22 protein-coding genes and 1 pseudogene are annotated in these 23,348 nt (G+C 54.4%); 19 read left to right on the plus strand and 4 right to left on the minus strand.

The window, feature by feature from the left end:
• On the plus strand, nt 1-846 hold an 846-nt coding region (ilvA, locus tag CPT76_RS37130; RefSeq protein WP_105442463.1), incomplete at its 5' end, for a threonine ammonia-lyase IlvA.
• A 248-nt stretch (nt 847-1,094) separates the two neighbouring features.
• On the opposite strand, the gene CPT76_RS07565 is transcribed toward ilvA, so the two are convergent.
• Nucleotides 1,095-2,036 carry a hypothetical protein gene (locus tag CPT76_RS07565; protein ID WP_105442464.1) on the minus strand — a complete coding sequence of 314 codons (942 nt, stop codon included), beginning with the start codon at nt 2,034-2,036 and terminating at the stop codon, nt 1,095-1,097.
• A 280-nt stretch (nt 2,037-2,316) separates the two neighbouring features.
• Between CPT76_RS07565 and CPT76_RS07570 the strand changes: the two genes are divergently transcribed.
• Nucleotides 2,317-3,528 (plus strand): chromate transporter, encoded by a 1,212-nt coding sequence (locus CPT76_RS07570; protein WP_105442465.1) that lies wholly within the window; start codon nt 2,317-2,319, stop codon nt 3,526-3,528.
• Between the two features lie 169 nt (nt 3,529-3,697).
• Here CPT76_RS07570 and CPT76_RS07575 read toward each other — a convergent pair whose 3' ends face one another.
• Together CPT76_RS07575 and CPT76_RS39135 are read right to left on the minus strand one after the other, a co-directional pair.
• Nucleotides 3,698-4,363: a DUF1129 family protein gene (locus CPT76_RS07575; RefSeq protein WP_105442466.1), complete on the minus strand. Its 666-nt coding sequence runs from the start codon at nt 4,361-4,363 to the stop codon at nt 3,698-3,700.
• A gap of 80 nt (nt 4,364-4,443) precedes the next feature.
• Complete coding sequence (locus tag CPT76_RS39135; protein ID WP_256992987.1) at nt 4,444-4,566, minus strand: hypothetical protein; 123 nt, start codon at nt 4,564-4,566, stop codon at nt 4,444-4,446.
• A gap of 244 nt (nt 4,567-4,810) precedes the next feature.
• On the opposite strand from CPT76_RS39135, the gene CPT76_RS07580 reads away from it, so the two are divergent.
• The 9 genes and pseudogenes from CPT76_RS07580 (at nt 4,811) to CPT76_RS07625 (ending at nt 14,394) form a co-directional block, all read left to right on the plus strand.
• Nucleotides 4,811-5,290, plus strand: a complete 480-nt coding sequence (locus CPT76_RS07580; protein ID WP_105442467.1) for a hypothetical protein — start codon at nt 4,811-4,813, stop codon at nt 5,288-5,290.
• Nucleotides 5,263-5,589: pseudogene (locus CPT76_RS07585) on the plus strand (AIR synthase-related protein); the annotation flags it as partial. The gene CPT76_RS07580 and the pseudogene CPT76_RS07585, both read left to right, overlap by 28 nt.
• Nucleotides 5,574-7,055, plus strand: a complete 1,482-nt coding sequence (purF, locus tag CPT76_RS07590; RefSeq protein WP_105442469.1) for an amidophosphoribosyltransferase — start codon at nt 5,574-5,576, stop codon at nt 7,053-7,055. The pseudogene CPT76_RS07585 and the gene purF, both read left to right, overlap by 16 nt.
• Nucleotides 7,056-7,199: 144 nt before the next feature.
• Entirely contained in the window at nt 7,200-8,240 is a 1,041-nt protein-coding gene (purM, locus tag CPT76_RS07595; RefSeq protein WP_105442470.1) for a phosphoribosylformylglycinamidine cyclo-ligase, read from the plus strand.
• Nucleotides 8,240-8,857: a phosphoribosylglycinamide formyltransferase gene (purN, locus tag CPT76_RS07600; RefSeq protein WP_105442471.1), complete on the plus strand. Its 618-nt coding sequence runs from the start codon at nt 8,240-8,242 to the stop codon at nt 8,855-8,857. The genes purM and purN overlap by 1 nt, the downstream gene beginning before the upstream one ends.
• Before the next feature lie 549 nt (nt 8,858-9,406).
• Nucleotides 9,407-10,954 (plus strand): bifunctional phosphoribosylaminoimidazolecarboxamide formyltransferase/IMP cyclohydrolase, encoded by a 1,548-nt coding sequence (gene purH / locus CPT76_RS07610; RefSeq protein WP_105442473.1) that lies wholly within the window; start codon nt 9,407-9,409, stop codon nt 10,952-10,954.
• 317 nt (nt 10,955-11,271) lie between these two features.
• Entirely contained in the window at nt 11,272-12,555 is a 1,284-nt protein-coding gene (gene purD / locus CPT76_RS07615) for a phosphoribosylamine--glycine ligase (RefSeq protein ID WP_105442474.1), read from the plus strand.
• A gap of 271 nt (nt 12,556-12,826) precedes the next feature.
• On the plus strand, nt 12,827-13,771 hold the full coding sequence (locus CPT76_RS07620; protein ID WP_105442475.1) for a ring-cleaving dioxygenase: 945 nt from the start codon (nt 12,827-12,829) through the stop codon (nt 13,769-13,771).
• Entirely contained in the window at nt 13,771-14,394 is a 624-nt protein-coding gene (locus CPT76_RS07625; RefSeq protein WP_105442476.1) for an alpha/beta hydrolase, read from the plus strand. Before CPT76_RS07620 ends, CPT76_RS07625 begins: the two co-directional genes overlap by 1 nt.
• Nucleotides 14,395-14,475: 81 nt before the next feature.
• Here the strand turns inward: CPT76_RS07625 and CPT76_RS07630 are convergent, their stop codons facing one another.
• Nucleotides 14,476-14,901 (minus strand): VOC family protein, encoded by a 426-nt coding sequence (locus CPT76_RS07630; protein ID WP_105442477.1) that lies wholly within the window; start codon nt 14,899-14,901, stop codon nt 14,476-14,478.
• A gap of 168 nt (nt 14,902-15,069) precedes the next feature.
• Here CPT76_RS07630 and CPT76_RS07635 point away from each other — a divergent pair, with 168 nt between their 5' ends.
• From CPT76_RS07635 to CPT76_RS07670, 8 genes are all read left to right on the plus strand, one after another.
• Nucleotides 15,070-16,500: a spore germination protein gene (locus CPT76_RS07635; protein ID WP_105442478.1), complete on the plus strand. Its 1,431-nt coding sequence runs from the start codon at nt 15,070-15,072 to the stop codon at nt 16,498-16,500.
• Nucleotides 16,501-16,508: 8 nt separating this feature from the next.
• Nucleotides 16,509-17,663 carry a Ger(x)C family spore germination protein gene (locus CPT76_RS07640; RefSeq protein ID WP_105442479.1) on the plus strand — a complete coding sequence of 385 codons (1,155 nt, stop codon included), beginning with the start codon at nt 16,509-16,511 and terminating at the stop codon, nt 17,661-17,663.
• Between the two features lie 18 nt (nt 17,664-17,681).
• Nucleotides 17,682-18,785, plus strand: a complete 1,104-nt coding sequence (locus tag CPT76_RS07645; RefSeq protein ID WP_105442480.1) for a GerAB/ArcD/ProY family transporter — start codon at nt 17,682-17,684, stop codon at nt 18,783-18,785.
• A 37-nt stretch (nt 18,786-18,822) separates the two neighbouring features.
• Nucleotides 18,823-19,380: a flavodoxin family protein gene (locus tag CPT76_RS07650; RefSeq protein WP_105442481.1), complete on the plus strand. Its 558-nt coding sequence runs from the start codon at nt 18,823-18,825 to the stop codon at nt 19,378-19,380.
• A gap of 564 nt (nt 19,381-19,944) precedes the next feature.
• Entirely contained in the window at nt 19,945-20,577 is a 633-nt protein-coding gene (locus tag CPT76_RS07655; RefSeq protein ID WP_105442482.1) for a TetR/AcrR family transcriptional regulator, read from the plus strand.
• Nucleotides 20,574-21,038, plus strand: coding sequence for a PH domain-containing protein (locus CPT76_RS07660; protein ID WP_105442483.1), 465 nt, complete (start codon nt 20,574-20,576; stop codon nt 21,036-21,038). The genes CPT76_RS07655 and CPT76_RS07660 overlap by 4 nt, the downstream gene beginning before the upstream one ends.
• Nucleotides 21,028-22,515, plus strand: a complete 1,488-nt coding sequence (locus CPT76_RS07665) for a PH domain-containing protein (protein ID WP_181152728.1) — start codon at nt 21,028-21,030, stop codon at nt 22,513-22,515. Before CPT76_RS07660 ends, CPT76_RS07665 begins: the two co-directional genes overlap by 11 nt.
• Nucleotides 22,516-22,901: 386 nt before the next feature.
• The coding region (locus CPT76_RS07670; protein WP_146116182.1) for a pyridoxal-phosphate dependent enzyme at nt 22,902-23,348 on the plus strand (447 nt) is incomplete at its 3' end.

A 23,348-nucleotide genomic window follows, 5' to 3' on the forward strand; every position in this document is an offset into this window, starting at 1 on the left:
GAGGCGATCAAGGCCTGCGACCGCGAGGGCATGACGTTTATCCATCCGTTTGACGAGCCTAAGATCATTGCAGGAAACGGCACGATTGCGATGGAAGTGATGGAAAGCCTGGATTCGGCTGCAGACCATGTATTTGTCACCATCGGCGGCGGCGGACTGGCGGCAGGCGTGGCGACGTACATCAAGACGGTCAGCCCGGCGACCAAAGTGATCGGCGTCGAGCCGGAAGGCGCAGCATCGATGAGCGAGGCGCTGGCTCAGAAGGGCGTTGTCACCTTGGACGAGATCGACAAGTTCGTCGACGGAGCAGCCGTGAAAAGGGTGGGCGACACCCCGTACGACATCTGCTCGCGCCTGCTGGACGACGTCGTCAAAGTGCCGGAAGGCAAAGCCTGCACGGCCATCCTGGAGCTGTACAATGAAAATGCAATCGTCGTTGAGCCCGCAGGCTCACTGCCGGTTGCGGCGCTGGACCTGTACCGGGATGAAATCCGCGGCAAGACGGTCGTCTGCATCATCAGCGGCGGTAACAACGACATCGACCGGATGCAGGAGATCAAGGAGCGCTCGCTCATGTACGAAGGCATCAAGCACTATTTTATGATCAATTTCCCGCAGCGCTCCGGCGCGCTCCGCGAATTTCTGGAAGACGTGCTCGGGCCGGGAGACGACATCACCAACTTTGAGTATACGAAAAAGCACAACAAAGAGAACGGACCGGCGCTCGTCGGCATCGAGCTGAACAGCCGCGAGGATTATGAGCCGCTCATCGAGCGCATGAACCGGAAAGGTCTCAAATATACTGAGCTGAACAAGGATTCCAGCCTGTATAACATGCTGATTTAATAGAGCGGCCGATCGCCGGCGGCGGATGCTGATATTCTCGCCCCTTGGTGCACCGTGCCAACGTGGGAGCAATCCGCTTCCGCCCGCCAAAACTACAAAAAGGGAGACCCTGCAACCATCGCAGCGGTCTCCCTTTTCTATTTTTAAATATGACAAAGGATCAGCTTCGGAGAATGTACGTCGATAGACGATTTTTTATCCGGTTGATGATTCAGTCGATAAAAGTTTCGTCAGATGAACGAACGGCATTATTTCAGCGCGGAATTGATGTAGTTCCGGACTTCCGGCGTCAGGGTGTTGTTGTTTTTGTTCACGATGTTCAGGAATCCCTTGATGCGTTTCAGGTAACCGCTCGTGGCCGGGTTTCCTTTGCTGACGGCAGCTTCCAGCGCGGCTTTGGCCTCCGGATCGATTTTCTTGCTGACATAGTCGAACATCGGCGTGTTGTTGAGGCCGTTCATGCTGATGGACAGATACAGCTGGTACAGTGCTTTGACCTGGGTCACACGGTTGGATTTCGGATACGACTTCACGAAAGCTTCCTGGGTCTGGGCACGCTTGATGACTTCCGTCCAGCTGATCGACAGCGCTGCATCATTGGCAAAGCGGCTTTTCGTTTCCGCCGTCATGATATCGATGTAGCTCTTGATATCGTTGGTCACGTAAGGGCGTACCTTCTGGAACCGCGGGTAGTCCAGCACCAGATAGAACATACCTTCAGCCGTTTCGAGACGATAGCCGCTGTCGCGGGCGCCTTTGAAGAGGGCTTTCAGGTTTTTGTCGCTCGTCTTATTGATCAGAGAAGTCAGGTCGTCGCCTTGCTTCATCAGCTTCAGGAGGCTGCGCTGTACATTGTCTTTGTAAAATTTCTGGTTCCATGCTTCCAGATTGGCGTTTTCGGCATTCTCCATCTTGAGAGCCATCAGCATGGCTTGATACGGCGTTACTTGATACATGTTTTTCTCCATGTAGGCCAGTGCTTCCGCCTGCTTCGCCGGTTTCTTCAGCAGCTCCATCATGTGGTTGTAAATAGCGTCGGCGTGCTTCGTTTTGGCCGAGACGGCGGCAGAAACTGCCGATTTGGTAGCGGCAGGCTGCGCGGTGGCGGCATGAACCGCTCCGGCTCCGGTTTGCAGGGTAAAGGCAATCATAAGGGCAGCGGCTGTGGCCGCGGTAACTGTTTTTTTCATAGGTGTGTTCAACCTCCTGTTTGGTATATGAACATATTACCCGAAGGTTGTTTCGTTTTGATCTCAACTTGTTTCCGACTTGTAAACTTTTAGCGATTGATTTTGGAGACAGGGGAATTTCACAGTACTCCATAGAACTAAATATCAGGGTTTCACATATTTTCTCGCTTGTTTTGAATCTTTTGATACTCCATTAATCTACATGCAACATATACCGTTTATGATGGATTTGATTTGCCGGCAGCAAGCACCGTAAAAATAACGTTAGGGAGCGATTGGCTTGAACCCTGAACCACAACAAACCTTAGAAGCTACTAATGCAAAATCAGGCTCACTCTGGGAGGTGCTTCGCGTCTCCACCAAATTAGGCTTGACCTCCTTTGGCGGTCCGATTGCCCACCTGGGTTACTTCCATGACGAATACGTTCGGCGCAGGAAGTGGATGGACGAAAAAGCTTATGCGGATCTTGTGGCCCTCTGCCAGTTCTTGCCCGGTCCGGCAAGCAGCCAGGTCGGAATCGGGATTGGCATCCTCCGGGCGGGCCTGTGGGGCGGTGTGATGGCCTGGTTAGGCTTTACGCTGCCTTCCGTGATCGTGTTGGTTCTGTTCGCCTTATTGCTTCAAGGCTTCGATATCGCGAATGCAGGCTGGATACATGGGCTTAAAATCGTGGCTGTCGCGATTGTAGCCCAGGCTGTGCTGGGCATGGGCCAAAAGCTGACCCCGGACCGGTCCCGCATCACGATCGCAGTCGGCGCTGCTGCGCTTGTGTTACTATGGCCGACAGCCTATACTCAAGTGCTGATCATTGCCGCCGCGGGTATAATCGGGCTGTGGCTGTACAAGAAGCGTTCGGATCCTGACAGCCAAAGTCTGCGGATGCCGGTGGGCAAACCTTTCGCGATCGGCTGCCTTGTTCTGTTTTTCGCCCTGCTCGCTGCGCTGCCGCTCCTAAGACAAATATTTGACATCCAATGGCTGGCCCTGTTCGACAGCTTCTACCGCTCGGGGTCATTGGTGTTTGGCGGCGGACATGTCGTACTGCCTTTGCTGGAGCGCGAGGTGGTGCCGACGGGGTGGGTGAATCCGGAAGACTTCCTTGCCGGCTATGGGGCGGCGCAGGCCGTTCCCGGCCCGCTGTTTACTTTTGCAGGATACCTCGGGGCGATGTCAGGTGGAATCACAGGTGCAATTGTTGCTACAGTGGCGATTTTCCTGCCTGCTTTTTTGCTGGTTGCCGGAGCGCTGCCATTCTGGAACGGCCTTCGAAACAGCCCAAGGGTGCAAGGTGCGCTAATTGGGATTAACGCTGCCGTGGTCGGCATCTTGTTAGCGGCATTCTATGTTCCGATCTGGACGACGGCTGTTACGGCACCGGTTGATTTTGCCTTGGCTCTATTGTTATTTATCCTGCTTGTCTTCTGGAAGCTCCCGCCTTGGGTTGTCGTTCTTGCAGGTGCGTTAGCCGGAATGATTATCGGATGGATATGAGTGGATCTTAGAGGCTGTCGTATATATAGACCAAAAAACGAAAATCCCCTTCGAGCAAGCGCAGCGCTGCCATTCAGCACATGCCTGCTTAAAGGGGATTTTCGCTATGTTCGGGCTATCCGCAAATATTGGGCCAAGGCGCTTTGTCCAGCCAACCTCGCTTGCCGAATCAACCTCTTCTTAGAAAGATAAACCGCAGCCCGGCCAGCCCAACCAATCCGATCACCAGGCTTACCCATGGGTTGACAGTGAAGACCGGCAGCATGGTCCGCATCGAGAACCCGATGATCATGACGATGATCAGGATGATCAAGTACACCCCGATCGCTTTCAAATCGATCTTGGGCTTGCCCGAGCCGTCATCGCTGCCTGGCTTGTTCAATGTCTTGGTGACGAGCTCGGTCAGCAGAATCGAGCCTGCGGCCAATACGATCAGCGCCAGCAGGCTGATCCGATTGATCGGTTCCCCTGCATAGCCGCTCCATTCGGCGACCAGTCCGAACACCGCCTCGACCAAAAACAGAAACGTGAACGCCGCCCAAGGAATCATGATGTAGTAGGCGGCTCCCTCGATGGCTTTACGCTTCGGCAGCGCATCTGCGATGCTGCGGGCACAGACTGCCGGATCTTCGCCATACAGCTGGGATGCCGTGCGGCCGGCTTCCTGCGCCTTCAGCACGTCCGAAGCCACTTCGAGCAGCTTCTTCTCGGCCTGCTGCCGGTCGGCCCGGGTGCTGCGCACCGCGATGATGACGTCCTCCACGTAATCCCGGTTCGCCGGGGTCATGCGTTCGCGCAGCCGGTTATTTTCTTGAATCATTTGCTTGATCGTCATTCTGTACGCTCCTCCATATACCACAAGTATAGGAACAGCCCCGGCCGTTTGCAAGGCAGCCTTCAAGGGATACCGCCCCTTTATTCCTTGAAAAAGAGCATTTCATAGTGCACCGCCACATAGATGATGGCGATAATGACGCAGACGATCAGGACGATCGACAGCGGTTTTTCCTGGGCAAACGTCATGACATGGTCCCACATGGATGATCCATCCCCTCGCAAAAATGATAAGTAGACCTAGTTTCTGCCGAACGTCTGTTTTCCATGCAGGCAAGGGGGATTTGAGGCGCAGCAATGGTCTTCAGCGGCCCCGCATCCCAGCAGTTGTACTCCCGTCACCTCAATTTTGTGAACATTTAAATATCCCCGAATAATCCGCCCGGCTGCGCGTGACAATAGGTCAATATGCATCAAATTTTTAATCTGACCAGGGGGTGACCTTGTCGTGAGCGACAACTTTAAGCAGAAGTATGTGTGGGACAGCAAGAGCAGAGGATGGATCGTGGAAATGGCCGCGCTGGGGTCACTGAACGGGTCCGAAGCAGCGGCCGAACAGGCACGGACAAAGGGAGAAGAAGGCGGTCAGCTGTCTGTATCCGGGCAGCAGGCAGGGCAAGCGAATCGCATCAGCGATCACGAGCTTCGGGGCGTTGGCCCGGTCGATGTCGGCAACGGCATGCGGGGCGTAGGTCCGGCTGCCGAAGATAACGGAATCGGGCCTCGGACGGCGGGTGAATTCACGAGTGAAATGGCCGAGGAGCCGATCGAAGCTTACGGCTGGCTTAATGAGCCGGAGTCCAGGGAGGAGCGCGGCAGCTGGCATCCGCAGAACGTGCTGGAAGTAAGTCCGGAGAACAGCCTGCTGACCGATTGGGAAGGCCGGGAGGAAACCCATTCGATGTTCCGCCGCACGGCCTTGCAGTAGCACTGGCCGAGTCCTGCATCAGCGGTTCGCTGGGTGCCCAGGTGCATGTCGAAACCGGCCTGCGTCCGGACGTAGCCCTGTTCAGCGAATCCCAATCCCGTATCCTGCTCTCGGCATCCCGGGACAAGGCAGAGCAGCTGAAAGCTTATATTGAAGGTCAAGGCGTGCCGGTTGCCGAAATCGGCATCGTGGAAGGCGACAGTCTGGTGGTTGACATCAACGGTGCTTCGGCCGTGAACGAAAGTGTAGGAGGCTTGAAGCAGGTCTGGGAGGATGCGATTCCATGTCTCATGAAGTAACACCGCAAACGCTGTGGACGGGAGACTACTATAACGAGGGCTCAGGCAAAGACGGGCTGTTCGACAAATTAAAAGAAGAATGCGGCGTGTTCGGGGTCTATGGACACCCGGACGCCGCTTCTTTGTCCTACTACGGGCTGCATGCCCTGCAGCACCGCGGGGAAGAAAGTGCGGGAATGTGCGTCAGCGACCGCGAGGAATTTCACTATCACCGCGGGATGGGGCTTGTCAAAGAGGTATTCGACAAAGATATGATGGCTTCCCTGACCGGGGACATCTCCATCGGGCACGTGCGCTATTCGACGAGCGGTGACAGCAAGCTGACGAACGCGCAGCCGCTGGTGTTCAAGTACCGTGACGGCGACCTGGCCGTGGCGACCAACGGCAACATCGTGAACGCCCCGCAAATCCGGCGCGAGCTGGAGGAAGGCGGGTCGATATTCCAGACGACGAGCGACACGGAGGTCATCGCGCATCTGATCGCGCGTTCGTCGAAGGATCTCGTCTCCGCGGCCAAAGACGCGTTCAACCGCATCGTCGGAGGCTACGCGTTCCTGATCATGACGAACGACCGGCTGCTGGTCGCGTCGGATCCGCACGGGCTGCGGCCATTGACGATGGGCAAGCTCGGTGAGGCGTATATTTTCGCCTCCGAGACATGCGCGCTCGAGACGATCGGCGCGGAGCTGATCCGCGACATCGAGCCGGGCGAGCTGCTTATTCTCGACAAAGACGGCCTGCATGAAGACCGGTTCGAGGAGAAAAAGCACCGCAAATCGCTGTGTGCGATGGAATACATCTATTTTGCCCGCCCGGACAGCGACATGAACGGCTCGAACCAGCACGCCGCCCGCAAACGGATGGGCAGCCGGATGGCGATCGAATCGTTTGTCGACGCCGACATCGTGACCGGGGTACCGGATTCCAGTATTTCCGCGGCGATTGGTTACGCAGAGCAGACAGGAATCCCGTACGAGATGGGGCTCATCAAAAACAAATACACGGGCCGCACCTTTATCCAGCCGAGCCAGGAGCTGCGCGAGCAGGGCGTCAAGATGAAGCTCAGTGCCGTGCGGCGCGTGGTCGAAGGCCAGCGGGTCGTCATGATCGACGATTCGATCGTCCGCGGCACGACTTCCCGCCGGATCGTGAACCTGCTTCGCGACGCCGGGGCGGTGGAAGTGCATGTGCGGATTACGTCGCCGCCTTTTAAAAATCCGTGCTTTTACGGCATCGACACGCCGGACCGGCGCGAGCTGATTGCCTCAAGCAAGTCGGTGGAAGAAATCTGCCGGGAAATTAACGCCGATTCGCTGGCGTTCCTTAGCCCGGAGGGTCTGATCACCGCGATTGCAGGCAACAATGCGGATGATTACAAGGGCGGGCTGTGCCTGGCTTGTTTCGACAACGATTATCCGACGCATCTGGATTTTAACGGTGAAGAGAAGTTTGGCTGCAGCTGCTGATGGGCTTGGAATGCAGGGCGATTACTGATCGCGATGGCATTGCCGGGTTGAAGGTATGGGCTGTGTCTGTGGATCGATTCAGGATATGAATACTTTACCCGCTTAAAATAGAGGCGGAGCATCTGACAAAGGAGTGTCGTGGGAGTGTCTGAGGCTTATAAAAATGCCGGTGTGGATATCGCGGCCGGAAATGAAGCGGTAGAACGGATGAAGAAGCACGTGAAACGGACGTTTCGTCCGGAAGTGATGACAGATCTTGGCGGCTTTGGGGCGCTGTTCGGCCTGAATAAGGACAAATATGAGGAGCCTGTGCTCGTTTCCGGAACGGACGGGGTCGGCACCAAGCTGAAAATCGCCTTCACTATGGATCGCCATGACACGATCGGGATCGACGCGGTAGCCATGTGCGTCAACGACATCGTGGTGCAGGGGGCAGAGCCGCTGTTTTTCCTTGACTACTTGGCATGCGACAAGGTTGTGCCGGAGAAGATCGAAGCGATCGTGGCCGGCATCGCCGAGGGCTGCCATCAGTCCGGCTGCGCGCTGATCGGCGGCGAAACCGCCGAAATGCCCGGCATGTATGCCGAAGGCGAATACGATATCGCGGGCTTTACGGTCGGCGTTGTCGATAAAAGCAAAATCATCAACGGTGCGTCCATCGCCCCTGGAGATACGGTCATCGGCATCGCATCGAGCGGCGTGCACAGCAACGGCTTCTCCTTGGTGCGCAAGCTCCTGCTTGAGCAGTCCGGCTACAGCCTGCACGATGAAATCCCTGAACTGGGCGGCAAGCTGGGCGACGTCCTGCTGACACCGACCAAAATCTATGTGAAGCCTCTGCTGGCTCTGCTGGAAAAGGTGAACGTGAAAGGCATGGCGCACATCACCGGCGGCGGCTTCATCGAGAACATTCCGCGCATGCTGCCTGCAAACGTCAACGTGGATATCCGGTACGGTTCCTGGCCGATCCTGCCGATCTTTGAGCTGATGCAGAGTAAGGGCAGCATTGCTAACCGCGATATGTTCACCACGTTCAACATGGGCATCGGGCTTGTCCTTGTCGTCAGCGAAGGCGATGCACAGCAGGCGCTGGAGCTGCTCAAGGCGAGCGGCGAGGAAGCGTACATCATCGGGTCGGTAACGCCGGGCGAATCGATTGTGACCTTTACGGGAGCCGATGTCTAATGAGCGGCTACCGGATTGCTGTGTTTGCTTCCGGAGCGGGAAGCAACTTTCAGGCATTGGCCGAAGCGGCCGCTGAGGGAAGGCTAGGCGGCGCGACGGTGGAGCTGCTCGTCTGCGACAAACCGGCGGCCCCTGTCGTCGGTCGGGCGGAGCGCCTCGGCATTTCTAAGCATCTGTTCGTTCCCAAACAGTACGGATCGCGCGAGGAATATGAAGCGGAAATCGTCGCCAAGCTCGAGGAGCTGGAGATCGATCTGGTCGTGCTGGCAGGTTACATGCGTCTGCTGACCTCTGTGATCGTCGACAAATATGCGGGACGCCTGATCAACATTCATCCGTCGCTGCTCCCGGCATTTCCCGGGACGAACGCGATCGGACAAGCGCTGGACTATGGCGTCAAGCTGAGCGGCGTAACCGTGCATTTTGTGGACGGCGGCATGGATACCGGGCCGATTATCGCCCAGCGGGCGATTGAGGTGGCCGAGCATGAGACGGAGGAATCCTTTGCGCAGGCGGTCCATGCTGTAGAACAGGAGCTGTACCCGCAGGTCGTTGCTCTTTTTGCTCAGGGTAGAGTGAAGCTGGAGGGCCGGAAAGTCACGCTGCTTAAGGGATGATGCCTTGATGTGGTTGGAATGGTAACAACACAAAGATATAGAGATAGGGTAAGGGGATAAGGGACAACTGCCGCGGTTCCGACACGAATGGCGGCGGCTGTCAGCGGCTTTTTCGTATAATATAAGTTGAATTAAAAGAATAGGATGCAGGGCAAGGGAGTGAAACGATTCTGAAGAAGCGAAGCGATCGTACAAGCTTTCCAAGGGAAAGCTATCATCGGAAGCATATGCTTTGGCTTTCGGATATCTCCATTAGGTTGGATCCATTAATCAAGAAATACGAAAACAAGAGCGATCGTAGGAACTTTTTACGTACTTGCCCCTATCATCCATTTCAGTAGTTCAACTTATAAGAAATGATAAATTTCGGTGTTTCCGCAAAGACTTCGGCCGTTATCGAGCAAAAAGTGCGCTTTGTGGAGGGATTTGACGGTTTTGTCGGCTCGGCCCGCTTCCGGCGGATGCCGGGGAATCTTTTCGATATTTCTCGGGAAATAAATGAGCTTCGAGCGAAAGTTANCGTTTTTACACATAAAGGAGGAGCATATCGTGAGTATTAAAAGAGCGCTGGTCAGCGTATCGGATAAGAAGGGCATCGTGGATTTTTGCCGCGAGCTGTCTGCATTGGGCGTAGAAATCATTTCGACAGGGGGCACCAAAAGCCTGCTGGCACAGGAAGGCGTGCCGGTCATCGGCATTTCCGAAGTAACCGGGTTCCCGGAAATTTTGGATGGACGCGTCAAGACGCTGCATCCCGCGGTACACAGCGGCCTTCTGGCTGTCCGTGACAGCGAAGAGCATCAGCAGCAGATGAAAGAGCTGGGCCTGGACTACATCGATCTGGTGGTCGTAAACCTGTATCCGTTCCAGGAGACGATTGCCAAACCGGACGTTACGTATGAAGATGCGATCGAAAATATCGACATCGGCGGTCCGACCATGCTTCGTTCGGCAGCCAAAAATCATGCGTTTGTCAGCGTAGTTGTCGATTCGGACGACTACGGTACCGTACTTGCGGAAATCCGCGAGAACGGAGATACGACGCTGGAGACGCGCAAACGGCTTGCAGCCAAAGTTTTCCGCCACACCGGCGCATACGATGCCCTCATTTCCGATTATTTGTCGAACGTCACAGGCGATCCTCTTCCTGAGCGTTTGACGGTTACTTACGAGAAGATCCAAGACCTTCGTTACGGCGAGAATCCGCACCAGAAAGCGGCGTTCTACCGCAAACCGCTCGCTCCATCCGGCACCATCACAACCGCCGAGCAGCTGCACGGCAAGGAATTGTCGTACAACAACATCAACGACGCCAACGCGGCGCTGCAGATCGTCAAAGAATTCGACGAACCGGCTGTCGTGGCGGTCAAGCATATGAACCCTTGCGGCGTAGGCACAGGCGAAAGCATTTTGGAGGCTTATAAAAAAGCCTACAGCGCGGACCCGACCTCCATTTTCGGCGGCATCGTCGCGGCTAACCGCATTATCGACAGCGACACCGCTGCGCTGCTCAGCGAAATTTTCCTGGAAATCGTGCTGGCACCGGGCTTCACCGATGAGGCACTCGAAATTTTGACGAAGAAGAAGAACATCCGTCTGCTGAAAATGGGCGAATTCGGCTCCGCCAAGGAACGGGCCAGCCAATTTGTCGTGACGTCGATCGACGGCGGCATGATCGTACAGGAAAGCGACGTGCATTCGCTGGACGAAGCCGATCTGAAAGTCGTAACCGATCGTGCGCCTAGCGAAGAGGAGCTGAAGCAGCTGCTGTTCGGCTGGAAAGTCGTCAAGCACGTGAAGTCGAACGCGATCGTACTGGCCGCGGACAACATGACCGTTGGTGTAGGTGCGGGTCAGATGAACCGCGTCGGCTCCGCCAAAATCGCCATCGAGCAGGCGGGCGACAAAGCCAAGGGATCGGTGCTTGCTTCCGATGCATTTTTCCCGATGGGCGATACGCTAGAGCTGGCGGCCAAAGCTGGGATTACCGCGGTCATTCAGCCTGGCGGCTCCATCAAGGACGAGGAGTCCATTAAAGTCGCCAACGAATACGGCATTGCGATGGTATTTACGGGCGTAAGACATTTTAAACACTAAGACGGGAACTCGCCATTATGTCTGGGGGAAACTCATTACCGTCATATGTAAAGTCATTGCCGCTATGCACTGAAAAGTGAAAAAGGCTGAGATAGCCGCGTTTAAGAGGTTTGGGATAAAGTTTGGGAAGGGTGATTGCAGCCGGGCTGTTATCGGAAAGGTCACCCCCAGCAGCTGCTCCCGTCATCAAAATCTCCGCTGAACGCGGCTGTCTGCTATAAAGGGTGCCGACACCGTAATCTTGGCGGTAGGATGACGCGAATGTTTAGGTTCTGATGAAAAATTAACGTGCATAAACGAAGAAACGGGAGGCGGACATGGATATTTTGGTGATTGGCGGCGGGGGCCGCGAGCATGCCATCGTATGGGCGCTGCATAAGAGCCCGAAGGCGGGACGGATCTTCTGTGCCCCGGGAAATGCGGGGATCGGGCAGATCGCCGAATGCGTGCCGATTCAGGTCAATGAATTCGACAAGCTGACGGACTTTGCTTTGACGAAAGAAGTGGGATTGGTCGTCGTCGGACCGGACGATCCGCTGGCGGACGGCATCGTGGATGCCTTTGAGGCGAAAAATATTCCGGTATTCGGACCTAACCGCAAGGCGGCTGAAATCGAGGGCAGCAAAACGTTCATGAAGGACCTGCTGCATAAATACAACATTCCTACGGCAACTTACCGCAAATTCGACAATTACGAAGAAGCATCCGCTTATTTGCAGTCGCAACAAGCACCGATCGTCATTAAGGCGGACGGACTTGCCGCAGGAAAAGGCGTCACCGTGGCGTTTACGATGGAGGAGGCGGAAAAAGCGCTCCACGACATCATGGTCGCCAAAGTATTCGGCGAATCCGGCGCTCAGGTCGTCATCGAGCAGTTTCTGCAGGGGCAGGAGATGTCGATTTTGTCCTTTGTCGACGGCGAGACAGTGCGGCCGATGGCAGCTGCGCAGGACCATAAGCCGGTGTTTGACGGGGACAAGGGTCCGAACACAGGCGGCATGGGCACCTATTCGCCGCTGCCGCATGTGGATCCGGCGATTATTGAGGCTGCTGTCGAAAACATCATCAAGCCGACCGCCAAAGCGATGGTGGCCGAAGGCCGGCCGTTCCGCGGCGTGCTCTTCGCCGGGCTGATGATCCAGCCGGACGGTACGCCGACCACGATCGAGTTCAATGCCCGCTTCGGCGACCCGGAGACCCAGGTCGTGCTGCCGCGGCTGAAGACGGATCTGCTCGACATTTTCCTCGCGGTTGTGAACGGTACACTGGCGGACATCGACATCGAGTGGAGCGATGAGGCCGCTGTGTGCGTCGTGCTCGCTTCGGGCGGCTATCCCGCTTCGTATCCGAAGGGACTGCCGATCCAGGGGCTGGATCAGGTCGATGCGGCAGACGCCCTCGTGTTCCACGCAGGAACCGCCACAAACGAGCAGGGCGAGTTCGTTACCAGCGGCGGCCGTGTACTGGGCGTCGTCGGCCTGGGTGCCGACATCGCTGAAGCCCGCGCGAAGGCATACGCGCAGGCCGAGAAGATTACGTTCGAGGGCAAGCAGAACCGCACGGACATCGCCGCCAAGGCATTGGTGAAGAGCGGGAAATAATGATGTTTCGCTAGAGATGCATCCCTAGGGATGTTGCCCGGTACATTTTGCCGGGTCTGAGATAGAAGGCGTTCCGAAGTCGATTCACGACCGAAGGGGCGCCTTTTGTTGTTCAGCAGATCACTCTTCAAATACCCCTTGCCAAAAGTCTTGAAATCATATATTATGTATTTATAAATCTTAATATTAAAATAAATTCAGATCAGGTTTGGCAAGGTGTAAACGCAATGAGAGGTTTAAAATTCAGAGAGCACAGAGGAGGTTTCAAACCATGCTGCAGACGACAGGGATCCACCACATTACCGCATTCGTGAACAACGCTCAGGACAACGTTGATTTTTACGCAGGGGTGCTCGGGCTTCGACTGGTCAAAAAGACGATCAACTTCGATGCACCAAACGTGTACCATCTGTACTTTGGCAACGAGCACGGCAGTCCGGGGACGATTATTACGTTTTTTCCGAGGGACAATAGCCGAACAGGCACCATTGGCGGCGGACAGGTAAAAACGACGGTGTATGCCGTTCCTCCGGGAAGCCTGGATTTCTGGATGCAGCGTCTGAGCTCTCTGGATTTGGCGTACGGCACGACGGAAAGATTCGGAGAAACGTACATTCAATTCAAAGATCCTTCCGGTCTGCAGATTGAATTGGTGGAGCGGGCCGAGGGGGCGTCAAGCCGCTGGTCCTTCAGCGGGGTTCCGCTGGACCATGCCATTAAGGGATTTGGCGGAGCCGTTTTGGGAAGCAATAACCCTAAGCAGACGATGCTGGTTCTGGAAGAAATCCTCGGACTGGCCAAAATCGGCGAAGACCAAGGTCAGGTCCGTTACCGCAGCACCGGCGATATCGGCAATATCATCGACGTGAATATCGGTCAGGAAGAGCGGGGGACCGCCGGTGCTGGTACAGTGCATCATATCGCCTGGCGTGCCAAGGATTTTGCCGATCATGAGGCATGGAGAAGTCTGGTGGAGGAAGCCGGTCTTCGTCCGACGAAGATCGTCGACCGTCAGTATTTTAATGCGGTGTATTTCCGCGAGCCGGGCGGGATTTTGTTTGAGATCGCCACAGATCCGCCAGGGTTTGCAAGAGATGAGCCGGAAGAAGAAATGGGGACACATCTCATGCTGCCCGAGTGGTATGAGCCGCAGCGTGAAGTGATAGAACAACTTTTGCCGGACATTCAGGTCCGTGCGTTGGGAGGCGTACAATGATGAGTATGAAGCATATTTTTGTTCAAGGAAGTCGGCCGGAGGCACCCGTATTGGTTCTTCTTCACGGAACGGGTGGGAATGAGCGGGATTTGCTCCCGATCGCAGACATGATAGCACCAGGGGCATCCGTGCTTGGCGTGCGGGGAAACGTTCTGGAGCATGGCATGCCGCGTTTCTTCCGGAGACTGGCCGAAGGGGTGTTCGACGAAGAAGATTTGGTTGCGCGGACGCATGAGCTGAAGGCCTTTTTGGATGAGGCAGCCGCACAGTATTCCATCGACCGGAACCGGATGGTGGCTGTCGGCTTCTCCAACGGCGCCAACATTGCCGCGAGCCTGCTGTTCCATTACAGCGACGCCCTGCAGGGCGCAGTTCTGCTGCATCCGATGGTTCCGCTGCGCGGGAAGGAGCTGCCTGATCTAGCCGGCGTTCCGGTATTTATCGGGGCAGGAACGAATGACCCAATCTGCTCCATCAGCGAAACCGAGGAGCTCCATTCCCTGCTGTCTGACGCCGGTGCGGATTCCGAGCTGCATTGGGCAAATTACGGACACCAGCTGAGCAAGCTGGAGATTGATGCGGCGACCGCCTGGTTTGAGCGTCATTTTAACAGTAAAGTATAATGGTTTGATCGAACATAAGGAAAAGGCTGCTTGAGACTCATCCCGGCAGCCTTTTTTTGTTGCGTTGGAATTCCGTTCTCTTTACTCCTCCGGAAACTCCCAAGCGGGATTCCAGACGATTTCCCACAAGTGCCCGTCGGGGTCCTGAAAATAACCGGAGTACCCTCCCCAGAACGTGTCGTGCGCGGGTGAGGTGATGGTAGCTCCCGCCTGACGCGCCTGTTCCATCACTTGATCGACCTCTTCCTTGCTGGTCACGTTGTGGCCGATCGTAAACTCCGCGCTGCTGGGGGCCGTGCGCTCGATGTTGGCATCGTGGACGAGGTCGTCTCTTTTCCAGACAGCCAGCTTCACCCCTGCCTGAAGGTCAAAGAACGCGACCGCACCGTGCTCGAACTCTGTTCCAATAATGCCTTCCGTAGGCAGCCCCAAGCCATCCCGGTAAAAGGCCAGCGCCCTTTCCAAGTCGTCTACTCCCAGGGTCAAAACGGATATACTTGGCTTCATCGTGTTACATCCTCCTTCTTGGATTAAAGTGTGTGCGATGTCTTCTGCTTGTACTTTTGATTATAGCAATGTATTGGTGACAGCTTGATTGTCATCATTAAGGAATAATTTGACTTCGTTTCTGGCATGATATGAGAACCGATCATCGTACACAAGAGGTGAGAAACTATGAAGGGAACCGCACTGGATATCCTCAAACAGCAGCTGAAGGATTCCCCGGATCTGGTTTGCCAGCCATTTCTCATTGACGGTAGAACTTGTACGTTATTTTATATACCTTCCATTGTAGACCAAGCGATGATTCAAAAGAACATCGCCCGTTTTTTGCTGGCCGAAAGCCGGAATGGGAGTTGGGATGCTTTTCGCCGTAACCTGCAGCAAGGGACCGCGTTTCCGGTCGTCTATCATGCCATTTCCGACCCAGAAGAGGCCCCAGTTCTGGTCGTACAAGGGAAGGCCGTCCTGCATGTGGATCAAACGGACGATTTTTATTATTTTGACACCGTACAGTACCAGAAAAGATCGATTGCGGAATCGCAAAACGAGTTGGTCGTTACGGGTCCGCAAGAAGCTTTTATCGAGGATATCCAAAGCAACCTGTCTTTACTGCGCCATAAGATCCGGCATCCGAAGCTGAAGCTGAAGGAATATACCGTCGGCGACTATACCAACACGTTGGTTTATGTGGTTTATATCGAGGGAATGCCCAAAAACGAAGTGTTAGCCGAAATCGACAGCAAGCTGCAAAGCCTATCCATCGATGGGATTTTCGGTATTGGTTATGTAGTGGAACATTTCAAGGAAAGCTCCACGCCGTTTCCGATATTTCAATATACGGAGCGGCCTGATGCCGTTGCAGCCTCTTTGCTCGAAGGGCGCGTCTGCATTTTGATGGATGGGGCACCCAATGCTGTGATCGCTCCGGTCACCTTGTTTTCGTTATTGCAGGCCTCGGAGGATTATTTTCAGAGTCCCTTTGCAGCCAGCTGGATTCGCATGGTCCGGTTCGCTTTTTCGCTGTTGTCGATCTTATTGCCTTCATTGTATGTAGCGATTACGACGTTCCACCCTCAAGTCCTGCCGGCTCATCTGCTGATTACGATCGCATCTGCCCGTGAACGCATCCCGTTCTCGGCATTAACGGAAGCGCTGCTTATGGAGCTGACCTTTGAAGCGCTGCGGGAGGCGGGCATGAGAATTCCGAAGCCTGTCGGCCAGACGGTCTCGATCATCGGGGGGATCGTCATTGGCCAAGCCGCCGTTCAGGCAGGCATCGTCTCCGCTCCCATGGTCATCGTCGTTTCGATCACAGGGGTGGCATCGTATATCATTCCCCATCTGGAGCTGGGGCTTATCTTTCGGATGCTCCGTTTCCCGTTTCTCATTTTGGGCGGTTCGATGGGGCTGATCGGAATATTCGCAGGTACTTTTGTTCTGTACGCGCATCTGGTGCACTTAAGGTCCTTCGGGGCCCCATATTTGCAGCCGGTCGCACCGCTCGTCCTGTCCGATTGGAAAGACACGCTGTTGCGGCTGTCATCACCTTTGATGAACAAACGCAGCAGTGCCTTTTCGAGAATCCGGCATCGGAGGAGATAATCCATTCTATGAAAACGATACTTCTAAAAGTTGGGCTGATGGTCATCATATTGTGCAGCATCACTGGATGCTGGTCCAAAGTCGAGCTGGATCAGCGTATTTTCGTAAACGGGGTGTTTGTCGATGTCGGCGAAGAACCCGGAACGGTGAAGGTCTCGATCAGCACGCCTCTGACCAACCGCCTGGATTCGGACCAGTTAAGCGGCGGGGGAGGCGGCAAGGATAAGCCCTACTCCTTGATCACCAAGCAATCCACGAGCATCGGCAAGGCGCTGGAATATATCCACAAAGATTTGTCACGCCAGCTCAGCCTATCCGAAATCAAAGTCGTGATGATCAGCGAGCAATACGGCGAGCAGGGCATCGGCGATCTTCTGGAATGGATCAAGAGGGAACCCGATGTCCCGATCGGGGCATACTTGTTGGTTGCTTCCGGTAAGCTGGATGATGCCGCACACCTGACGCCGATTTTTGAACAGCTGCCCACCACGGTGCTGCTAAGCTTCGCCACCCAAGGTTATATGCTGAATACGACCATCAAGGACTGTCTCGTCGCGGACGCGGCAGGCTTGGGATACGCCGCCACCTTATTGCAGAACGACAAGATCCATTCCGCCGCCGATGCTCATAAAAGCGAAACGTGGACGGGAATCAAAGGGGCGGCTTTGTTTCAGCAAGGCCGATTGAAAGGCACGCTCCCCTATGAAGAAGCCAAAACAATCGCCTGGGCCCATGGGCATCTCAAATTTCCGATTTATTCCGTTCAATGGGATCACGGCAAGAGCAAAGCGGATCTTAAATTCACTTATACGAACGGTAAAACTTCGGTCAAAATGACCCCAAACGGCCCGGTTTTCACCGTTCATCTCAAAGGCAGGGCCAGCATCATAGCCAAAAAGGACGCTTCTCACCGCTTCGTGAAGGACATCAGCGGAACCATCATGAACCAAATGAGAGAAACCGTCTCCGAAGACTTCAGGAAGAGCATTGCCTACTCTCAACAAATCGGAGCCGATGTGCTTCAGCTCGGGTTTCTCCTGGAGTGGAACGCCCCGCAGTACTGGCAGCAGGTGAAGGGCAAATGGCCGGAACACTATAAGAAGGATGCCGAGGTACGCGTAGTTACCAAGTTGAGCCTGGACGATTACGGGAAAGAATATTGAGAAGGGGAGCGAGGCGAAATGACTTCAAACAACAACTGGAGGTTGGCCCGATTTGCCTTTGTCTATTTTAACTCCCAGGCGTCTATCTTCCTTATTCCAGAGCTGGTATCCACGTCAAGCTATCAAGGAATTGCGGGCATCGTGTTCGGTTCCCTCCTGGGCTTAATCATTTTGTTCTATGTGGTCTATGTCGGCAAGCTTCAGCCGGCTTCCTCCTGGGTCACCTTCGGAAACCGAATCATGGGTAAAGGGATACATGGAGCCTTCGTTGTTATGCTGCTTGCATGGACGGTGTACTACGCCTCCTACGATATCCAAAGCTTCGTCTTGTTTTTCGGGACCAATTACTTGAAAGGAACCCCGCCCTGGTTCATCCAGCTCATCATCAGCCTCGTGATCCTCTACGTCATCCGATTGGGGGCAAGAACGCTTGTCTACATGTCGGATGGCCTTTTTTTGCTGATCTTTGCAACCACGCTGCTGATCACCTATTTTTATGCTGAAAACGCCAGTGTGCAGATGCTCCCGGCTTTTTTTCATTACTTTGACCAGCCTACTTTTTTCAGCAACACAATGGCTACGTTTTCGGTCGTGAGCGAGTGGGTGGTCTTCCTGTTTCTTGCTCCGGAATTTACATTCGGCAAAGGGACGTTCGCCAAGCTGGCGGTTGCATCGGTTGGAAATTCCTTAGTCTTGTTATCAGGCTGGATGTTTACGCTGCTTAATTTCAGCCCACATTATGCCAAGCAGATCCAATATCCATTCCTCGAAATTATCCGAGGTAAAATAGACGATGGCCTGTTGGAAAACTCCGCCCCATTTATGATCGGGGTATGGACGGCTTCGATGCTGATCCATTGCTCCTTTTTGATATATGCCGGAACCAAGTGCATGTCCTATTTTACGAAAGGAAAAGGAGAGGGAATCATCGTCCCTTCGCTGACGCTCGTTTCGGCGGGGATTGCGTTTTATTACGCCTACCACTTGTCTGTCTACCAGAAACACTATTTTTCCTTTATTACGGTGCTGGTGTGGATTTTTATCGAGCTGATTCCACTGTATTATGGGATCGTGGCTATGTTAAGATTACGGTCAAAAAAATGGTGGAGTGAGCAGACCTGAATGTGGACGGCTCCATTTTAAAAAGGAGTGAAATACGATGAGCATCACTGTCATTTATGGGGGTACGCGTCCAGAAGGGAATACGGAGCTTCTGACCGAGCGGGTCGTCAGGGGATTTGCCGGCGTGGACCGGATTGTGTTGAAAGAGTATTCCGTTCAACCGATTGAGGATCTTCGACATACCGAGCAGGGGTTTCAGGACGTGGGCGACGATTATAACGGGCTGATTGACCGCGTGCTGGCCGCGGATACTGTGATTTTTGCCACGCCGGTGTATTGGTACGGCATGTCGGGCCATATGAAAAACTTTATCGATCGCTGGTCCCAAACGCTCAGGGACGATCAGCGCCCGCATTTCCGGGAATCGATGAAGTCCAAAACCGCTTATGTGATTTCGGTCGGTGGCGACGATCCACAGCTGAAAGGACTGCCGCTGATTCAGCAGTTTCAGTATATCTTTGGCTTCTTCGGAACGAAGTTTGGGGGCTATATCCTGGGCGAGGGGAATCGGCCGGGAGCGGTTATCCATGATACCGCGTCGATCAAGCTGGCGGATGAGCTCCGGGACCGTCTGATCCGGCAGGTGCAAGAATAAGCCATATTTTTCAATTTGCATAGCTTGTGGTATATCTTGCCGTATGCTAAGATAACAATAAATAAGGAGCAGCCGGCCCAGGCTACTCCCAAGCACAAACATCTTGAGTGGGATTTCCCTCCAGGATCAAACTTGACCTTGAAAATAACCCACTTAGGTGCCGACCTTAAGAGTGGGTTATTTTCGTTTATCGATGTAAGTGAGTAACGCTACCAGGAAAATCCCGAAGGTTAGTACTTCACCAAACGAAATGTTCATTCGCATCATCTGAGCAAACGTAACTTTTACCTGAGAATAAAAGACTTAGAAAAGGCCCATTTAAAATGGGCTTTTTTATGCTTACCCATCAAAACAAATACACACATTTCATGCATCATGATAGTGAGTTCTTCAAGATGTATAGGCCCTCAGTTGCCCCAGTCACCAATTTTCTGGCGATTCCATGCTGCCTCAACCGTTTGGATATTGACAGCCTAGTACACCCGTACTAAACTGATTAGTACAGTCGTACGATTCCTCGGAATCTACGAAACAGGTGATTTCCAATAGGGGGCAGAGGAGTCCATGGAACAATCAAAGAGAAGGCAGCAGATCGTGGAGGTCGCGATCCATACGATTGCCGAACTTGGTTACGCCCAGGCCTCGGTGGGACAAATCGTCAAGCGTGCCAGTGTAAGCAAGGGCGTGTTCACCTACCACTTCGCCAGCAAGGATGAGTTAATGGAGCAAATCGTCCATGAGGTCTTTGATGCCGGAGCACGCTTCATGTCTCCACGAGTCGAGGGACAAACAACACCAGGCGGGATGCTGAAGGCCTATATCGAGTCGAACCTGGAATTTATGGGCGGTCACCGTGATTATATTGTAGCTTTAACAGAAGTTGTTACGAATGCGCGCACGGCGGACGGAAAGCTTCGGTTCGGAGGAGCCGCCGATGATTTGATTCTGGAGCCTCTTATCGAAATATTGCGATGGGGGCAGGAGACCGGGGAGTTCAAGCCGTTTACCGAACGCTCCGCTCGTGTTACTGCAGCGGCCATCCGCAGCGCCATTGACGGCGTCGCAAGCCAGCTGCTCGTCAATCCCGGCCTGGACCTTTCGGGATACGCGACGGAACTTGCCGACCTGTTTCTATCGGCCGTCCACCGTCCCTCTCATCCAGCGGATTCGTCTACGGAAGGAGGAGAGCAGCCATGAAACGGATCGATCCGAGGGCGGTGAAAGCGCGAAGAATGGAAGGGTGGATCGCCAGCGCGATCAGTGTCGTGCTGATTATCGCGCTTCTATGGCTGACAATGGCTTACAGCTGGCCCGTCTGGATTGCGGGATGGAGTGCGGCCGCCGTCCTGCTGTTTATCGTGCTTGAGCTGGCGGTGCTGCCCGGTTTGCTGTACCGGTTCTGGCGATATGAGATTACGGAAAAGAACGTAGAGCTGAATCACGGCGTCTGGGTGCGCAGGAAAACGTTAATCCCGATGGTGCGTATTCAGCATGTGGATTCCAAGCAAGGGCCGATCCAGAAGATCTATGGACTGTCCACCGTCACGTTCTCCACCGCAGCCGGGAGCCATCGCATTCCTGCATTGTCAGAGCACGAAGCTGAGAATATTCGCAAGCAGATTTCGGATTGGGCAGGAGGGGCGGACGGTGAACTCTAATCCAGGACCCTTGCCGGCCAACCGGCGGCTGCATCCCGTATCCATTCTGTACTTTCTGATTCATTCCGGGAAGGAATTGGCGGGCTTGCTGCCTTTGATTCCATTCTGTATTTTTCTGATCCATCGCGTATTTGGAAAAGAGATCGACCGCATCGTGCTGACCGTTTGCGTTATTGCGGCGGCTGCGGTCATGCTGATCGTGTTCGCTTGGCTGCGCTGGCGCCGTTTTGTGTACCGGGTGGAGGATGGCGTCCTTTATATGGAACACGGGCTGTGGGTCCGCCGAAAACTATGGATCACCAAGGAACGCATTCAGTCGCTGAATATCACGGTCAGCCTGTATGATCGAATGTTCGGGCTCGTTCGCCTGGAAATGGAGACGTCCGGGGGTGAAGAAGAGCCGGAGGCCGTGCTCAGTTCGATTTCTGCCGCGGAAGCCGTCCGGATTCAGCGAGAGATCGGCATGGCAGACCCGGAGAAGGCGGTGTCTGAAATGTCCGGCGATTCCCACGTTCACGATGAACAGCCGAACGCTACTCCCCTGAACAGCATGCGGCTGTCACTGGGCCAAACGCTGATTCTAAGCACAACGAGCGGCAAATTCTCGATCCTCTGGATGGTGATCGTAGGGGGAGGCTTGAAGCTATGGGATGAATGGGTGAGGGATACGCCGATATGGGATCAGCTGTCCCCGCGGCTGATGGTTCTCGGAATCCCGGGACTCGTCGTCATCCTTGCGATCCTTTCCTGGCTGCTCGCGTTTGCAGGCGCCTTCTTACTGGAGTATGGCTTTCGGGTTGAGGCCGAGGGCCGTACGTTAACCATCGAGCGGGGATTACTGGAAAAGAAAAGAACCGTCATCAAGCCGCACCGGATTCAGGCGATCCGCATCACCCAGAACCCGCTGCACAAGCTGCTTCGCCGGGCTTCGGTTCGAATGGTCATCGCAGGCAGCTCGGATGAGGAGAAAAAGGCCGTCGATTTGTTTCCGCTTGTCCGTTATGACGAGCTTCCTCTGCGGATGGCAGCGTTTCTGCCCGGCTTCCGCCTGCCGCAGACCTGGAACCCGGTCAGCCGTAAATCTTACCGTTCTTACACCGTGCTGCCTGTTCTCATCTGTATCATCCTGGCGGCAGCCGCCTGGTTGCTCGCGCCCGGCTTTTGGCGGTGGCTTGCATGGATTCTTCCCCTCTTTGCCTGGGCAGCGTCATCATTGGAATACCGGAGGGCGGCCTGGAGCCGGGAGGAGAACCAGCTTCACATCCGCTATGGGAGCTTTTCTGAGAAAACCGTGCTGATCCCGATCTCCAAGGTACAGTGGCACAAAACCTCGCAGACTCCATTCCAGGCGGGAAAAGAGCTGGCCACGCTGAAAGTGGCGGTAGCGTCCGGTAAATCCGGAGACAAAGTTTCGCTGCGGCATGCCCCAGCCTCCGATGTCGACATGCTCACCGATTGGCTTTCCGGAAAACAGTAGCTGATGGCCTTTCCACCGCGAAGCGAGTGGGAGGGCTTTTTTTTTGCTATCGAACCGACGGTTGGCGCAAATAGGGAAAAACGCCATAAGAAAAACGTCTATCGACGTACTTTCAAAGAAGACAGACCGCGTTAAGCTGAAGTTTTTCTTGCGATTATAGAATGGTTCAGCTTCGCTGAATTTTATAAATTCTATAACCTTCAAAAATAGGCGCCCGTCGGGATGAAGCCTCTTGAAAAAAAGCCGTAAAAGCGTTAAGTTACTGAGTAATATAAAAACGTCCGTTTAAAAAGAGGGTTAGCGGAGTGAGGAGAGAACAAGAAATGAAAGATACCGGTAAGGAAACGCAGGCCCAGCCTTCAGCTGGGGCCGAAGGAGTCACCGTCATGAACGCTGAAAGAGAAAGCGCGGCAGACAAGCCCCGCACCGTCAGCATGGAAGATATCGTCCGGGCGCATCACGTGCTGCGGGAAGTTATCGTACGGACGCCGCTGCAGCGGGATCCGGTCCTGTCGGCGAGATACGAATGCAACGTGTTTTTGAAAAGGGAGGATCTGCAGGTCGTGCGTTCCTTCAAGATCCGCGGGGCCTACAATATGATCCGCAGCCTGTCGCCTGAGGAGCTGGCGAATGGGATCGTGTGCGCGAGTGCAGGCAACCATGCGCAGGGTGTGGCCTTTTCCTGCCACGCGCTGAATATTCACGGGAAAATCTACATGCCGAGCACGACCCCGAACCAGAAGGTGAAGCAGGTCAAGCGCTTTGGCGGCAGCAACGTGGAAGTCATTCTGACCGGAGACACGTTCGACGACGCCTACGCAGAGGCGATCAAG

The organism is Paenibacillus sp. AR247, assembly GCF_002968895.1.
Taxonomy (GTDB): domain Bacteria; phylum Bacillota; class Bacilli; order Paenibacillales; family Paenibacillaceae; genus Paenibacillus_AQ; species Paenibacillus_AQ favisporus.